The sequence below is a fragment of the Delftia tsuruhatensis genome (assembly GCF_903815225.1).
Lineage (GTDB): Bacteria > Pseudomonadota > Gammaproteobacteria > Burkholderiales > Burkholderiaceae_C > Comamonas > Comamonas tsuruhatensis_A.
Genome location: NZ_LR813084.1, coordinates 2,022,001 through 2,038,305, shown reverse-complemented (window position 1 = coordinate 2,038,305; position 16,305 = coordinate 2,022,001). Strand labels below are relative to the sequence as shown.

The window sequence follows — 16,305 nt, the reverse complement described above, 5'->3', positions numbered from 1 at the left end:
TGCGTCGGAATGTGTCAGAGCTGCTCGCGGCAGGCGCGGTACAGGTCCTTCCAGTCGCTTCGCTCCTTGACGACGGTCTCCAGGTACTCCTTCCAGACCACGGTGTCCTGCACCGGGTCCTTGACCACGGCGCCCAGCAGGCCCGAGGCCACATCGCCCGCGCGCAGCACGCCGTCGCCGAAATGGCCGGCCAGCGCCATGCCGCTGTTGATCACCGAGATGGCCTCGGCCGTGGACAGCGTGCTGCTGGGCGACTTGACGCGCACGGTCTTGCCGTCCTCGGTCTGGCCGTTGCGCAGCTCGCGAAAGATCTGCACCACGCGGCGCACTTCCTGCAGCGCGGGCGGCTCGGCGGGCAGGGCCAGCGCGCGGCCCTGCTCGGCCACGCGCTTGGTGACGATCTGCACTTCCTCGTCCTGCGAGGCGGGCACGGGCAGGACCACGGTGTTGAAGCGGCGCTTGAGCGCGCTGGACAGCTCGTTCACGCCCTTGTCGCGGTTGTTGGCGGTGGCGATGACCGAGAAGCCCTGCACGGCCTGCACCTCGGTGCCCAGCTCGGGCACGGGCAGCGTCTTTTCGGAGAGCACGGTGATCAGCGTGTCCTGCACGTCGGCGGGAATGCGGGTCAGTTCCTCGATGCGGGCGATCTTGCCCAGCTTCATGGCGTTGACCAGCGGGCTGGGGATCAGCGCCTTCTCGGAGGGGCCATGGGCCAGCAGCTGGGCATAGTTCCAGCCGTAGCGCAGTTGCTCCTCGCTGGTGCCGGCCGTGCCCTGCACCAGCATGGTGGAGTCGCCGCTGACGGCCGCCGACAGGTGCTCGGACACCCAGGACTTGGCCGTGCCCGGCACGCCGTACAGCAGCAGGGCGCGGTCGGTGGCCAGGGTGGAGACGGCGATCTCCATGAGGCGCGCATTGCCGATGTACTTGGCGCTGAGCTCGAAGCCGTTGTCCAGCTTGCCGCCCATCAGGTACTGGAGCACGGCCCAGGGCGACAGCTTCCAGTTGGGCGGGCGCGGACGGTCATCCACCTTGCGCAGGGCTTCGAGTTCTTCGGCGAATTGCTGTTCGGCATGCTGTCGCAGGACTTGGCTCATGGTGTGCTTCCGGGAAGGGATGGGGGTTGGTTTCGGTACGGTGCCAGGCACAGGACGGGCCCGGCTCAGGCCTGGCCCTTGAGGGCGAGAAAGGCCTGGTGCAGGCCCAGGCGCAGATCGACGATGCGCTCCAGCTGGTCGCGCATGCGCTCTTCGTCCCAGGGACGCTGGCGGCTGCGGTCGAGCCGGGCCTGCTGCTCGGCCGTGAGAGGTGCGGCAGTTGTGGCGGCCTGGCCGGCATCGGCTGGCGTCTAGGGCTGTGCATCGGACAGCGGCGCCTGCGCCGGCTGGCGCCACAGGTCGGCAAAGCGCGCCAAGGCGGACACGTCCAGCATGCGCGCGCAGGCCAGCAGGGCCTGGTCGGCGCGGTAGCTGTTCCAGTTGCCGGTCACCTGCCGGTTGCCCAGCGTCTGGTGCAATGACTCGGCCAGGCGCGCCGACATGTCGGCTGACAGCTGCTCGGCGCCCGCCAGGGACTGGGACATGCTTTCGATGGCATCGAGGAGCTTGTGGCGATCGCGCTCGAACTGCGCGAGCCAGCGGGCCTCGCGTTCCTGCGGGGACAGGCGTGCCAGCAGCGCCGGCATCAGCGTGTCGTGGCGCATGTCGCGGCCCATCATCTGCACGGCGTCCAGCCAGGCCACATCCTGCTGGTATTGCAGGGCCTGCAGCCAGCCCTGGCGCAGCGAGGATTTCCAGTCGCTGCGCCGGCTCCACTCCATCAGTTCCGCGGGCGCCATGCCCGGGGTACGGCTCCAGAAGGACAAGGGGGTGAGCCGGACCATCTGCTCCAGCAGCCAGGACTTCTTGCCGCCGCGGTGGTATGCATCGGGCTTGAGCGCGATGCCGTCGCGCTCCCATTCCTTGGGACCTTCCTCGGGCGGCTCCACGGACCACTGGCCCTTGGCGTCCTGCACAAGCATGGACTGCATCCAGCCCATGATGCGCCGGCTGTGCGCGCTGTCCGGCAGGCACGACAGCAGTTGCGCCGCGTTGTCGCGGATTTCCTTGCTGCGGTCGGACAGCAGCTTCTCCAGCAACGGTTCGTCTTCCAGGCCCAGCCCCACGGCCAGGGCCTGGACCATGGGCAGGCGCTCCTTGGCGCCCAGCTCCTTGAGGCTGCCTTCCAGGCGCAGGCGCGCCCTGGCGGCATCGGTGCCTCGTTCGGCGCGCAGCAGGGCCACGCGCTGCTCCACCGAGCCTTCCTGCCAGACCAGCTCCGGATCGGCGGTTTCCTCGACGCCGCTGGCATAGCCCCACTGCGGGTTGAGCGAGCCCAGCCAGCGTCCGCGCTCACCCAGCACGGGCGCCAGCCATGGGCGCAGGCCCGCGGACTGGCGGCCCTGCTCCAGCGCAGGCACCAGCAGTTCGTGGGGCAGGCGCTGCCCGGCCTGGTCCAGGGTGCGCAGCATGGAGGCCTGCACATCGAAAGGCCCGTCCCTGAGCACATCCCCCATGAGGGCCTGCAGGCGCGCATCGCCTGGCGCGGGACGTGATTCCGCCGGCGCCGCCGCGGGGGGAGCCAGCGGCGCTGCCAGACGGACCTGCGCGCCGGGCTGCCAGCCGGCGCGCTCGAACACGGCGGCGACGGCACTGGCACGCAGCAGCTGCTGCGCGGCCGAGTCGCCGGGCAGGTCCGCGCGGGGCAGCAGCGCCGCCTGCACGGCCTGCTGCGACAGCGGCGCCGACGGATCCACGCCCGAGGCCAGCACGGGCGGCACGGCCAGCCGGTCCGAACCCACCATGGCCGATTGCTGCAGCGCAGCCCACAGTTGTGCGTTGCTCATATGGGATCACCCTGGGTGTGCCAGACACATTGAGATTGCGGGACGGCCTTTCCGCCATCACCCCCGCCCGCGCGCGCCTGCCAGGCGCTCAACAGGCGCCAGCGGCCCACGGCCGGGCCGCTCTCCCATTCGCCAAACAGCTGCATGGGTTCGCCACCGGTCAGTGCCAGCAGGCGCCAGGCCTCGCCATCATCGATGGCCACGGGCACGGGCTGTACGGCGGCCCCGCCCGGAGTCTCGGGCCAGGCCGCGAACCATTGGCCCTGCACCGGCACCAGCCGCAGGCCGTCCTGGCACAGCGGCTGCGTGGCCTGCAACGGATTGGCCGCGACACGCCGGCCCAGTTGCGGCAGGACCGCCTCCACGGCCGACGAGGACATCGGGCTGGCGCCGTCCGCCGCCAGAGCCGGGCCGTTGCCCTGGGCGGCGATGGCGCGCAGCGGCGCATGACCCGGGTAGAAGGTCAGCGCACAACCATAACGATGGCCGGGCACCCAGGCCGACTCGAAGCCACGCCCGCCCTGGGCATAGTCCAGCACCAATGCCATGCTGCCGGTGCGCCGGCCCTGGAGCCAGACGCGGCGCTCCATGAGCCGGCCTTCCAGCTCGATCATGCGCAGGCCGACGACCAGCCATTCGTCCTCGACCTGCCGGCCCCTGGTCTGTACCTCGGCCTTGTCCATGGGCCAGCCCAGCGCGGCCATGACATCGGCCTTGACCTCGGGGCTCAGCGATTCGCGGCGGCGCACCGCATCGATGATGAGCTGCCAGTGGCCCAGTTGCACCAGCATGTCGCGCGGCCAGTCGCGATGGCTGTCCACCAGGTCCCGGCAATCCTTGATGCGTGCCGCCATGCCCGTGGCCTGGGCATCGACCATGCGCGCGGCCATGGTGTTCCAGCGCTGGCGCATCTGGGTGTCGCCGGCCTGGTTGGCCAGCCCGGCGCGCACCATGTCCTGCATCCACAGCGACAGCTCCTGCAGGCCGGCTTCCACCTTGTCCCAGCGCTTGTCCTCGCGCCGGGCCTGCTGCCTGGCGGCGACTTCGGGGTCGGGGGGTGGCGCCGCCGCCGCGGCGGCAGCCTTGGCCTCTTTCTTCTCGGCCTTCTCCTGCCGGCTGTCCAGCCACGACTGTACCCAGGCAGGCGGGTCCACGCCTTCGGGCACCTGGCCACCGGCCCGCATCAGCATCAGCGCCAGGCCATGCTTGCAGGGGAACTTGCGGCTGGGGCAGGAGCATTTGAAGGACGGCCCCGACAGGTCGACCTGGGTCTGATAGGGCTTGCTGCCACTGCCCTGGCATTCTCCCCAGACCGCACTTTCATTGCACCCCATCGACGGCCATTTGGCGGGCGATTGCAGCCCTTTGGCGGCCTTGCTCGATGAGGCGTCCGGCGACAGCGCCAGCACTTCGCTCTCAGTTCCTAATACGCGCGACACCGAAGCTCCCTCTCCAAGTGTTTGTGGTCGCCAGGCGGATTGCGGATGGCCGCACACGGCAAGGCCGAAAGCCTATCAGCAATAGGTCTCGCCGATTTGAAACAAATCACAACAGCGCCGTTTCTGCCGGAATGGCATTCGCAATCCGCATATGCAGGCGCATTGCCCCATTGAATGGCAAGGCCGCTGCGAACCCGCGAAAGCAAGCGCTCATTCATTGGAATGATCCCGGCACCGCCCGGTCTCGCAGGTCAGGCTGCAAGCAGGCTCTTCCATGATACTGTATATTCATACAGCCATGGATCTGCAACGCAAACTCTTCATCCTCGCCGACGCGGCCAAGTACGACGCCAGCTGCGCCTCCAGCGGGTCCCGGGGCCGTGACTCGCTGGACGGCACAGGCATGGGTTCGACCACGGGCATGGGCATCTGCCATAGCTATGCACCAGACGGACGCTGCATTTCCCTGCTCAAGATCCTGCTGACGAACTTCTGCCTCTTCGATTGCCGCTATTGCATCAACCGCAAGAGCTCCAACGTGCAGCGCGCGCGCTTTTCCGTCGACGAGGTGGTGCGCCTGACGCTGGACTTCTACCGGCGCAATTGCATCGAGGGGCTTTTCCTGTCCAGCGGCATCATCCGCTCCAGCGACTACACCATGGAGCAACTGGTCGAAGTCGCCCGCCGGCTGCGCGAGGAGCATGACTTCCGCGGCTATATCCACCTCAAGACCATTCCCGACGCGGAGCCGCGATTGCTCGCGCTGGCGGGCCGCTACGCCGACCGGCTGAGCATCAATGTGGAGCTGCCCACGGATGACGGACTGGCCCGGTTCGCGCCTGAAAAGGACGGCCGGCGCATCCGCCAGGCCATGCACGGCGTGGACGAGCAGGTGCGGGCATGGCGCGCGGCCACGCGCGAGCAGCGCCAGGTGCAGGCCCTGCCCGGCGCACCGGCACGGCGCGCCGCCGTTCCCCGCTTCGCCCCCGGCGGGCAGAGCACACAGATGATCGTGGGTGCGGACCAGGCCACGGACGCCGACATCCTGGACGCCAGCCACAGGCTGTACGCAGGCTATGGCCTCAGGCGCGTGTACTACTCGGCCTTCAGCCCCATTCCCTATGCCTCGCGGGACCTGCCGCCCCAGGCACCGCCGCTGATGCGCGAGCACCGCCTGTACCAGGCCGACTGGCTGATGCGCTTTTACGGCTACGAGGCCGGCGAGATCGCGGCGGCCAGCCTGCACGGCATGCTGGACCTGGAGATCGACCCCAAGCTGGCCTGGGCGCTGGCCCACCGCCAGCAGTTCCCCGTGGACCTCAACCGCGCGCCGCGCAGCCTGCTGCTGCGCGTGCCGGGCCTGGGCTCGCAGACCGTGGAGCGGCTGCTGGCCGCGCGGCGCGTGCGGCGGCTGCGGCTGGATGACCTGCTGCGGCTGCGCGGGCCCATCCGCAAGGCCCTGCCTTTTGTACTGGTCGATGGGCACAGGCCCTTGCTCGGCGAGATGGATTCGGCCACGCTGCGCAGCCGGTTGATCCAGCAGTCAAAGGAAGGCCCGGCACAGGTGCGGCACAGCGGCATGCGCCGGGCCGATCCGGTGCAGGCCAGCCTGTTCTAGAGCGTGTCATGCACGGCCACGGCCTGGTCATCGAACTCGACGCGCCCGACGATTGGGCCGGCTTTCGCGCGGCCTGTCGCGCCCTGCTGGCCCATGGTGCCGATCCCTGCGCCGTGCGCTGGCGCTGGCCCGATGCACGACAGGCCGCATCCGCACAGGACTCGGGCGCAGACCTGTTTTCCGGTAGCCCCGGCCCCGCCATGCCCGCGGCGGTGCTGGCCGCCGTGGCGCGCCCCGGCGATGCAGGCCTGGCGCTTTCCGAGGCCCAACTGTCCACGCTGCGCCATGCCTGCATGCACCGCGCCCCCGGCCGCTTCGAGCTGTGCCACCGCTGGCTGGCACGCGTGCAGGCCAGGCCCGCGCTGCGGCTGGACGCACTGGATACGGACTGGCGCAGCCTGGAGTCGCTGGCCAGGCCCGTCTCCCGCGAGATCCACAAGATCCATGCCTTCGTGCGCTTTCGGACCACGCAGCGCCCGGACGCGCCGGACCTGCACATCGCCTGGTTCGAGCCCGAGCACCACACGCTGCGCGCGGCAGCGCCCTTTTTCCGGGACCGCTTCGCCAACATGCACTGGGCCATCCTGACACCCGGCTGCAGCGCGCACTGGGACGGACACGGCCTGCGCTTCGGCCTCGGCGCCCGGCGCAGCGACGCCCCGCCCCCCGACGCGGGCGAGGCCCTGTGGCTGACCTACTACGCCAGCACCTTCAACCCCGCCCGCCTCAAGGAACAGGCCATGCTGCGCGAGATGCCACGCCGCTATTGGAAGAACCTCCCCGAGACGGTGCTGATCTCCACCCTGGTGCAACAGGCACGGGCGCGCACGGGGCAGATGCTGGAGCCGTAGCGCAAGCAGCAAAAGCAAAAGGCCCCGAAGGGCCTTTTGCTTTAACGGAGCCAGGGCATCAGCCCAGCCACTTGCGCGCGTTGCGCCACACACGCATCCAGGGGCTGAACTCGGACTTGTCGCCATTGGTCCAGCTCATCTGCACGTTGCGGAACACGCGCTCGGGGTGGGGCATCATGGCCGTGAAACGGCCGTCGGCCGTGGTCACCGCCGTCAGGCCGCCGGCCGAGCCGTTCGGGTTGAACGGGTACTGCTCGGTGGCCTGGCCACGGTTGTCCACGTAGCGCATGGCTGCGATGGCCTTGGCCGCGTTGCCGCGGAAGCGGAAGTTGGCATAGCCCTCGCCATGGGCGACCGCGATGGGCAGGCGGCTGCCGGCCATGCCCTGCAGGAAGAGGCTGGGCGACTCCAGCACTTCCACCATGGACAGGCGCGCCTCGAAGCGGTTGCTCTGATTCTGCGTGAAACGCGGCCAGTCCTGGGCACCGGGAATGATGTCGGCCAGCTCGGCAAACATCTGGCAGCCGTTGCACACGCCCAGGCCGAAGGTGTCGGTGCGGCCGAAGAACTGCTGGAACTGCTCGGACAGGCGGTCATTGAAGGTGATCGAGCGAGCCCAGCCGATGCCGGCGCCCAGCGTATCGCCATAGCTGAATCCCCCGCAGGCGACCACGCCCGCGAAGTCCTGCAGCTGTGCGCGGCCGGTCTGCAGGTCGGTCATGTGCACGTCCACCGCCTCGAAGCCGGCCTCGGTGAAGGCATAGGCCATCTCCACATGGGAGTTCACGCCCTGCTCGCGCAGCACGGCCACGCGGGGTTGGGCGCCCAGGGACAGGAAGGGCGCGGCGGGGTTCTCGGCCGGGTCGAACGTCAGGTGCAGGTGCATGCCGGGGTCGGCAGGCTCGCCGGCGGCGGCGTGTTCGCTGTCGGCGCAGGCCGGGTTGTCGCGCTGCTGGGCGATCTTCCAGCTCACGGCATCCCAGACCTGGTGCAGGTCGCTGAGCGAGGCGCCGAAGACGGACTTGGCGTCGCGCCAGACCTGCAGTTCGCCCTTGCCCGCATCGACCTTGGAGGAGGCAGGGCGCGTCTTGCCCACGATATGGCTACAGGTGGCCAGGCCGTGTTCGCGCAGGGTCTGCATGACGGCGGCGCGGTCGGCCGTGCGGATCTGCAGCACGGCGCCCAGTTCCTCGTTGAACAGCGCGCGCAGCGTCATGTCGTCGCGGCGGCCGCTGACCTGGGCGGCCCAGTTCTTGCCCTCGCCCGAGTCCATGCGGCTGTCGCTGATGCCGTCGCCTTCGGTGACCAGCATGTCCACGTTCAGCGCCACGCCCACGTGGCCTGCGAAGGCCATCTCGGCCACGGTGGCCAGCAGGCCGCCGTCGCCCTTGTCGTGGTAGGCCAGGATCTGGCCCTTGGCACGCAGGTCGTTGACGGCGTTGACCAGGGCGACCAGGTCCTTGGCGTCGTCGAGATCCGGCGTCTCGTTGCCGGACTGGCCCAGGACCTGGCCCAGGATGGAGCCGCCCATGCGCATCTTGCCGCGCCCCAGGTCCACGAGCACCAGGGTGCTGTCGTCTTCCGTGGCGTCCAGTTGGGGCGTGAGCGTGCCGCGCACGTCGTCGATGGAGGCAAAGCCCGTGATGATCAGGCTGACGGGCGAAGTCACCTTCCTGACCTGGCCGCCCTCGTTCCACTGCGTGCGCATGGACAGGCTGTCCTTGCCCACGGGAATGGAGATGTCAAGCTGCGGGCACAGTTCCATGCCCACGGCCTTGACGGTGGCGTACAGGGCCGCATCCTCGCCAGGCTCGCCGCAGGCGGCCATCCAGTTGGCCGACATCTTGACCCTGGACAGTTCGATAGGCGCTGCCAGCATGTTGGTGATGGCCTCGGCCACGGCCATGCGGCCCGAAGCCGGGGCGTTGATGGCGGCCAGCGGCGTGCGCTCGCCCATGGCCATGGCCTCGCCCTTGAAGCCCTTGAAGTCCGCCAGGGTCACGGCCACGTCGGCCACGGGCACCTGCCAGGGGCCGACCATCTGGTCGCGGTGGGTCAGGCCGCCCACGGCGCGGTCGCCGATGGTGATCAGGAAGCGCTTGGAGGCCACGGTGGGGTGGGCCAGCACGTCGATCACCGCCTTTTCCAGCGGCACGCCGGTCAGGTCGATGGGGGGCAGCTCGCGCTGCACGGTGGCCACGTCGCGGTGCATCTTGGGCGGCTTGCCCAGCAGCACGTCCATGGGCATGTCCACGGGGAACTTCTGGTCGCCAGCGGCCACGGCCGTATCTTCCAGCACCAGTTGGCGCTCTTCGGTGGCCGTGCCGATCACGGCGAAGGGGCAGCGCTCGCGCTCGCAGAAGGCCGTGAACTCGGCCAGCGACTCGGGAGCAATCGCCAGCACGTAGCGTTCCTGGCTTTCGTTGGACCAGATTTCCTTGGGCGCCAGGCCCGATTCCTCGAGGTTGACGGCACGCAGGTCGAAGCGCGCGCCACGGCCCGCGTCATTGGTCAGTTCGGGGAAGGCGTTGGACAGGCCGCCGGCACCCACGTCATGGATGGCCAGGATGGGGTTCCTGTCGCCCTGGGCCCAGCAATGGTTGATGACTTCCTGGGCGCGGCGCTCGATCTCGGGGTTGCCGCGCTGCACGGAGTCGAAGTCCAGCTCGGCCGCGTTCGTGCCGCTGGCCATGGAGCTGGCCGCGCCGCCGCCCATGCCGATGCGCATGCCGGGGCCACCCAGCTGGATCAGCAGGGTGCCGGCGGGAAATTCGATTTTCTTCGTGAGCTCGGAGTCGATCACGCCCAGGCCGCCCGCGATCATGATGGGCTTGTGGTAGCCGCGCGTGATGTCGCCGACCTGCTGCTCGTACTCGCGGAAGTAGCCGGTCAGGTTGGGACGGCCGAACTCGTTGTTGAAGGCCGCGCCTCCCAGCGGGCCCTCGATCATGATCTGCAGCGGGCTGGCGATGTGCTCGGGCTTGCCCACTTCGCTGCCCCACAGCTTGGAGACCGTGAAGCCCGTCAGGCCGGCCTTGGGCTTGGAGCCGCGGCCCGTGGCGCCCTCGTCGCGGATCTCGCCGCCCGCGCCCGTGGAGGCGCCGGGGAAGGGAGAGATGGCCGTGGGATGGTTGTGCGTCTCCACCTTCATCAGGACGTGGTTGACGGCCTGCTTCTTCTGGTAGCTGGGGGCCTTGATCTTGTCCTTGGCAGCCTCGAAGGCGGCGACGAAGCGCTCGACCTCGTGGCCTTCCATGATGGAGGCGTTGTCCGAGTAGGCCACCACGGTGTGCTGGGGCGAGACCTGGTGCGTGTGACGGATCATGCCGAACAGGCTCTTGTCCTGGGCCACGCCGTCGATGGTGAACTGGGCGTTGAAGATCTTGTGGCGGCAGTGCTCGCTGTTGGCCTGCGCGAACATCATCAGTTCCACGTCCGTGGGGTTGCGCCCGAGGCCCTTGAAGGCATCGACCAGATAGTCGATCTCGTCGTCTGCCAGGGCCAGGCCCCATTGGCGGTTGGCGGCTTCCAGCGCCGCGCGGCCGCCGCCCAGCACATCGACGAACTCCATGGGCGCGGCGCTGAGGGCGGAGAACAGCTGCTCGGCCTCGGCGCGCGTGGCGAAGACCGATTCGGTCATGCGGTCGTGGAGCAGAGCGGCGATGCGCGCGGTCTGCTCGGTCGTCAGTTCGGGAGTACCGCCGAGCAGGCCCGTCTTCAGGGCGATGCGGTACTCGGTGATGCGCTCCACGCGGAAGACCGCCAGGCCGCAGTTGCGTGCGATGTCGGTGGCCTTGGAAGCCCAGGGCGAGATCGTGCCCAGGCGCGGCGTGACCACCAGGACCGTGCCGTCGGCCGGGCCTTCATAGGGGTCTCCATAGGTCAAGAGCGCCTGAAGGCGCTCTTGCAGTGCGGGCGTGGGTGCGGCGTCCGTGGCCACCAGGTGCACGAAGCGCGCGGAGATGCCGGTGATTTTGGGATGGATGGAGACCAGGTCGGTCAGAAGCTGCTGGGCGCGGAACGAGCTCAGGGCGTTTCCACCCTCAAACTGTGTCAGATGCAAGGTCACGTGGCGGCCTGTTGGGTGAGGAGGCTTGTGAAAAGCGCCCTGCGGCCCCGCCCGGCACGGGCAGGCCGCAAGGCGCTGAATCGGTGAGACCGCCATTTTACCGGGCCGGGGCGTCCCGGTGGCGACAGCCGCCCCTTACCCCTGCACGTCGGGAGGCGCAATGGGATAATCGAGGCCATGAGCATCACCATCAAGAGCGCCGAAGACATCGCGGCCATGCGCGTGGCCTGCCGCCTGGCTTCGGAAGTGCTGGACTACATCACCCCCCACATCAAGCCCGGCATCACCACGGCGGAGATCGACCGCCTGGGCGCCGAATGCATGGCGCAACAGGGCACGGTATCGGCCACCATCGGTTACCAGCCGCCCGGCTATCCGCCTTACCCCGGCCACCTGTGCACCTCGGTCAATCACGTGGTCTGCCACGGCATCCCCAACGACAAGCCGCTCAAGAAGGGCGACATCGTCAACGTGGATGTGACCGTGATCACCAAGGACGGCTGGTACGGCGACAACAGCCGCATGTTCCTGATCGGCGAGTGCTCCATCGCGGCCAGGCGCCTGTCGGCGCTGACCTTCGATGCCATGTGGCTGGGCATCCAGCAGGTCAGGCCCGGCGCCACGCTGGGCGATATCGGCCACGCCATCCAGACCTTCGCCGAAGGCCACGGCCTGTCGGTGGTGCGCGAGTTCTGCGGCCACGGCATCGGCCAGAAGTTCCATGAAGAGCCCCAGATCCTGCACTACGGCCGCCCCGGCACGGGGACGGTGCTGGAGGAAGGCATGGTCTTCACCATCGAGCCCATGCTCAACCTGGGCAAGCGCGAGATCAAGGAACTGGGCAAGGATGGCTGGACCATCGTCACCAAGGACCACAGCCTTTCGGCGCAGTGGGAACATACCCTGGTCGTGACCCGCACCGGCTACGAGGTCATGACGCTGTCGGCAGGCTCTCCTGCGCTGCCGCCCTTCGTCACCGCCACCAGTTGCTGAGGCAAGGCATGTTTCTTGCGTGAAGCCCCGGCACAATCGCATGGCACCCGGGATCTGCCCGCCGGGAGCCCTCACAGCCCTAGCCGCGCATGAAACAGACCACTGACCACCGCCCCTCCCACGCCGCGCCCGCGACCCCGGACTCCCTGGAACAGCTGCGCGCGCAGTACACCCGGGACCGTGGGCGCTGGATCAGCTCGCTGCTGGCCCCCACCATGGGGCGGCGCGGCGTGCGCCTGGTACTCCAGCACCTGAGCGACCTGGCCGACACGCAGCTGTACGCGCTGTGGCAGCGGGCGGACATGCCGGCTGACGCATGCCTGGCAGCCGTGGGCGGCTTCGGCCGTGCCCAGCTTTTCCCCTGCTCGGACATCGACGTGCTGGTGCTGCTGCCCGAAGACGCCATCGGCAACCCTGAACTGACCGCCCGCATCGAGAAGTTCATCGGCAGTTGCTGGGACGCGGGCCTGGAGATCGGCTCCAGCGTGCGCACCCTGGCCGAATGCCTGGAGGAGTCCGCGCGCGACCTGACCGTGCAGACAGCCTTGCTGGAGGCGCGCCGCATCTGCGGCAGCGAGCCGCTGTTCGATGCATTCCAGCAGCGCTACCAGGCACAGATGAATGCACGCGCCTTCCTGTCCGGCAAGTTGCTGGAGATGCGCCAGCGTCACGGCAAGTACGAGAACACGCCCTACGCACTGGAGCCCAACTGCAAGGAATCGCCCGGCGGCCTGCGCGACCTGCACACCATGCTCTGGCTGTCGCGCGCCGCGGGCCTGGGCAGCAGCTGGCAGGCGCTGGCCGACAAAGGACTGATCACCGACTTCGAGCGCCAGCAGCTGGAAGACAACGAGTCCCTGCTCAGCCTGATCCGCGCGCGCCTGCATGCCGTGGCGGGCCGGCACGAGGACCGGCTCGTATTCGACCAGCAGACGGCCGTGGCCGAGGCCTTCGGCTACCGCTCCACCTCGGCCGAGGGCCGCAAGCTGGCCATGCGCGCCAGCGAGACGCTGATGCGCCACTACTACTGGGCCGCCAAGGCTGTGACCCAACTGTGCCAGATCCTGCGACTGAACATCGAGGAGCGCCTGAACCCGCGCCCCACGCCACGCATCCGTCTCAATTCGCGCTTCTACGAGAAGGCCGGCACCATCGAGGTCGCCAGCGACGACCTCTACGAACGCGAGCCGCATGCCATCCTCGAAACCTTCCTGATGTACGAGACCCATGTGGGCCTGACCGATCTGTCGGCGCGCACGCTGCGCGCGCTGTACAGCGCGCGCGACCTGATGGACGCGGCCTTCCGGCGCGACCCGGTCAACCGCGCCACCTTCATGAAGATCCTGCAGCAGCCCAGCGGCATCACGCACGCCATGCGGCTGATGAACCAGACCTCGGTGCTGGGACGCTACCTGTGGCCGTTCCGGCGCATCGTGGGCCAGATGCAGCACGACCTGTTCCATGTCTACACCGTGGACCAGCACATCCTCATGGTGCTGCGCAACGTGCGGCGCTTCTTCATGGCAGAGCATGCGCACGAATATCCGTTCTGCTCCCAACTGGCCAGCGGCTGGGACAAGCCCTGGCTGCTGTACCTGGCCGCGCTGTTCCACGACATCGGCAAGGGCCGGGGCGGCGACCACTCCATCATCGGCGCCGTGGAGGCCAAGCGGTTCTGCCGCGCCCACGGCATCGCGCGCACGGATGCCGAGCTGATCGAATTCCTGGTGCGCGAGCACCTGACCATGAGCCAGGTGGCACAGAAGCAGGACCTCTCCGATCCGGATGTCATCCAGGCCTTCGCCGAGCGCGTGGGCAACGAGCGCAACCTCACCGCGTTGTACCTGCTCACCGTGGCCGATATCCGCGGCACCAGCCCCAAGGTCTGGAGCGCCTGGAAGGGCAAGCTGCTGGAGGACACCTACCGCCTGACGCTGCGCGTCCTGGGCGGGCGCGCACCCGACGCGGCCGCCGAGATCGAGGCGCGCAAGCGCGAAGCCCTGGTGCAGCTGGCGCTCACGGCCCAGCCCTTCGAGTCGCACAAGAAGCTCTGGGACACGCTGGGCGTGGACTACTTCATGCGCCACGAGGCAGCCGACATCGCCTGGCACACACGCCACCTTTCGCGCCACGTGGGCACCACCCATCCCGTGGTGCGCGCGCGCCGCTCCCTGGCCGGCGAAGGCCTGCAGGTACTGGTCTACGCACCCGACCAGCCCGACCTGTTCGCGCGCATCTGCGGCTACTTCGACCGCGCGGCCTTCTCCATCCTCGATGCCCGCGTGCACACGGCCCACAACAGCTATGCGCTGGATACCTTCCAGGTCGTGGCGCCGGCCATGCAGGAGCAGTACCGCGAGCTCATGCACATGGTCGAGAACGACCTCGTCGTGGCCCTGATGCAGCAAGGCGCGCTGCCCGAGCCATCGCACCGGCGCCTGTCGCGCCGTGTCAAGAGCTTTCCCTTCGCCCCGCGCGTCACGCTGCAGCCCGACGAAAAGGCCCAGCACTGGCTGCTGTCCATCTCGGCCACCGACCGCGCCGGCCTGCTCTACACCGTGGCCCGCATCCTGGCCCAGCACCGCCTGAGCGTGCAGCTGGCCAAGGTCAGCACCCTGGGCGAGCGCGTGGAAGACAGCTTTCTGATCGAGGGCGCCGAGCTGCAGGACAATCAGCGCCAGCTGCGCATAGAAACCGAGCTGCTCCAGGCCCTGGCGGTCTGAACGCCCGGCGCCAGCAAAAAAGGCCGGCCCCGCAATGGGGACCGGCCTTCGACTTTCGGACGCAGGCCTCAGTGCATGGCCGCCGCGGCCTGCGGCACCGTGGCCACTTCCTTGCCGTCGCGGTCATAGAGCTTGCCGTCCACCACACGGTCGCCCTCGGCCAGCGCGGACAGCACGGCCTCGCTGAGCACACGCTCGGAGCCGGCGCCGAAGACGGAAGGCTCCTCGGGGTTGCCTTGCTTGAAGTGGTTGAAGACCAGGTTCAGCAGCAACACGGTCACGGCCGTGGAGCTGATGCCCGAATGGAACATGGTGGCGAACCAGTCCGGGAAGTGGTGATAGAAGTCGGGCTTGACCATGGGAAGCACCCCCATGCCGATGGAGGCCGCCACGATGATCAGGTTCATGTTGTTGTGGTAGTCCACCTTGGCCAGCGTGCGTATGCCGCTGGCCGCCACGGTGCCGAACAGCACCAGGCCCGCGCCGCCCAGCACCGAGGGCGGCACGCAGGCCACGATGCGCCCCATGATCGGTAGCAGCCCGAAGGCGATCAGGATCAGGCCGCTGAAGGCCACCACGTAGCGGCTCTTGATGCCCGTGACCGCGACCAGACCCACGTTCTGGGCAAACGCGCTTTGCGTGAACGAGCCGAAGAAGGGCGCGACCACGCTGGACAGCATGTCGGCGCGCAGGCCGTCGGCCAGGCGCCGCGAGTCCACGCGCGTGCCCACGATGTCGCCCACGGCCAGGATGTCGGCCGAGGTCTCCACCAGCGTGACAAGGATCACGATGGACATGGACACCGTCGCCGCCAGGCTGAAGGTCGGCCAGCCGAAGTGCAGCGGCATGGGTACGGCGAACCAGGCGCCGCTGCCCACTTCGGAGAAGTCGGACTTGCCGATCATCGCGGCCACGGCCGTGCCGATGACGATGGCCAGCAAAATGGACAGGCGCGAGATCATGGCATTGCCCAGCTTGCTCAGCGCAAGTACCACCACCAGGGACAGCCCCGCCAGACCGATGTTGCCAACGCTGCCATAGTCGGACGCCTGGGCGTTGCCGCCCATGGCCCAGTGGGCCGCCACCGGCATCAGCGACAGGCCGATGATGGTGATCACGCAACCATTGACCAACGGCGGGAAGAAGCGCGTGAGCTTGGAGAACACGGGCGCGATGACCAGCCCGAACAGCGAGGCGAAGAGCACGGCACCCAGCACGCCCTGCATGCCGCCCCCCGTGTGCAGGATGCTGACCATGGTGGCCACGCCCGAGAAGGACACGCCCTGCACCAGCGGCAGGCGCGAGCCGAAGAACGGGATGCCCAGCGTCTGCAACAGCGTCGCCAGGCCGCCCATGAACAGGCAGGCCGTGATCAGCAGGCCCGTATCCGAGGCCGACATGCCGGCCGCATTGGCCATGACCAGGGGCACGGCCACGATACCGCCATACATGGTCAGCACATGCTGGAGGCCATACAGGGTATTGGCCGCCAGGCCCAATTGCTCGTCCTCGGGGCGCGCCTGGGCACCCATGGCCGGCGCATTGCCGGAAGTCTTTTCCATCGCAGTCTCCTTGTCCTCTTGTTCGCAGGACGCTGGAAAGCGACGGGCCATGCGGCGCGGACGAGCACGCCCCCGCGTACCACTGCCGACCGCCTGGCAAACCGAGCACTCCAGCACCCCGCATCGCGGCACCCCATGGCTGCTGGGCAGCTCTTGGCGGGCGCAC

The 16,305-nt window shown here is 68.5% G+C and carries 8 protein-coding genes and 1 pseudogene; 4 read left to right on the top strand and 5 right to left on the bottom strand.

From position 1 onward, the window contains the following. Positions 1 to 14: 14 nt before the first annotated feature. The 3 genes and pseudogenes from L1Z78_RS09165 to L1Z78_RS09155 form a co-directional block, all read right to left on the bottom strand. A complete protein-coding gene (locus L1Z78_RS09165; RefSeq protein WP_234641203.1) occupies positions 15 to 1,097 on the bottom strand; it encodes an ATP-binding protein in 1,083 nt (360 codons plus the stop codon). A gap of 65 nt (positions 1,098 to 1,162) precedes the next feature. Beyond that, positions 1,163 to 2,884, bottom strand: a pseudogene (locus tag L1Z78_RS09160) (DUF5691 domain-containing protein). Further along, a complete protein-coding gene (locus L1Z78_RS09155) occupies positions 2,881 to 4,323 on the bottom strand; it encodes an SWIM zinc finger family protein (protein ID WP_239384364.1) in 1,443 nt (480 codons plus the stop codon). The pseudogene L1Z78_RS09160 and the gene L1Z78_RS09155 overlap by 4 nt, the downstream one beginning before the upstream one ends. A 298-nt stretch (positions 4,324 to 4,621) precedes the next feature. On the opposite strand from L1Z78_RS09155, the gene L1Z78_RS09150 reads away from it, so the two are divergent. After that, positions 4,622 to 5,941, top strand: coding sequence for a putative DNA modification/repair radical SAM protein (locus L1Z78_RS09150; protein WP_234641200.1), 1,320 nt, complete (start codon positions 4,622 to 4,624; stop codon positions 5,939 to 5,941). An 8-nt stretch (positions 5,942 to 5,949) separates the two neighbouring features. Then, a complete protein-coding gene (locus tag L1Z78_RS09145; protein WP_234641199.1) occupies positions 5,950 to 6,792 on the top strand; it encodes a TIGR03915 family putative DNA repair protein in 843 nt (280 codons plus the stop codon). 58 nt (positions 6,793 to 6,850) lie between these two features. Here the strand turns inward: L1Z78_RS09145 and purL are convergent, their stop codons facing one another. Further along, positions 6,851 to 10,861: a phosphoribosylformylglycinamidine synthase gene (gene purL, locus L1Z78_RS09140; RefSeq protein WP_234641198.1), complete on the bottom strand. Its 4,011-nt coding sequence runs from the start codon at positions 10,859 to 10,861 to the stop codon at positions 6,851 to 6,853. Positions 10,862 to 11,038: 177 nt separating this feature from the next. Between purL and map the strand changes: the two genes are divergently transcribed. Together map and L1Z78_RS09130 are read left to right on the top strand one after the other, a co-directional pair. Next, positions 11,039 to 11,854 (top strand): type I methionyl aminopeptidase, encoded by an 816-nt coding sequence (gene map, locus L1Z78_RS09135; protein ID WP_234641197.1) that lies wholly within the window; start codon positions 11,039 to 11,041, stop codon positions 11,852 to 11,854. 89 nt (positions 11,855 to 11,943) lie between these two features. Further along, entirely contained in the window at positions 11,944 to 14,577 is a 2,634-nt protein-coding gene (locus L1Z78_RS09130; RefSeq protein ID WP_234641196.1) for a [protein-PII] uridylyltransferase, read from the top strand. Between the two features lie 68 nt (positions 14,578 to 14,645). Here L1Z78_RS09130 and L1Z78_RS09125 read toward each other — a convergent pair whose 3' ends face one another. Next, complete coding sequence (locus L1Z78_RS09125) at positions 14,646 to 16,139, bottom strand: nucleobase:cation symporter-2 family protein (RefSeq protein WP_234641195.1); 1,494 nt, start codon at positions 16,137 to 16,139, stop codon at positions 14,646 to 14,648. Between the last annotated feature and the right edge of the window lie 166 nt (positions 16,140 to 16,305).

Coding starts and splice junctions, on each gene's coding strand:
- L1Z78_RS09125 (WP_234641195.1), bottom strand. CDS start 16,139: ATGGAAAAGACTTCCGGCAATGCGCCGGCCATGGGTGCCCAGGCGCGC.
- map (WP_234641197.1), top strand. CDS start 11,039: ATGAGCATCACCATCAAGAGCGCCGAAGACATCGCGGCCATGCGCGTG.
- L1Z78_RS09130 (WP_234641196.1), top strand. CDS start 11,944: ATGAAACAGACCACTGACCACCGCCCCTCCCACGCCGCGCCCGCGACC.
- L1Z78_RS09150 (WP_234641200.1), top strand. CDS start 4,622: ATGGATCTGCAACGCAAACTCTTCATCCTCGCCGACGCGGCCAAGTAC.
- L1Z78_RS09165 (WP_234641203.1), bottom strand. CDS start 1,097: ATGAGCCAAGTCCTGCGACAGCATGCCGAACAGCAATTCGCCGAAGAA.
- L1Z78_RS09145 (WP_234641199.1), top strand. CDS start 5,950: ATGCACGGCCACGGCCTGGTCATCGAACTCGACGCGCCCGACGATTGG.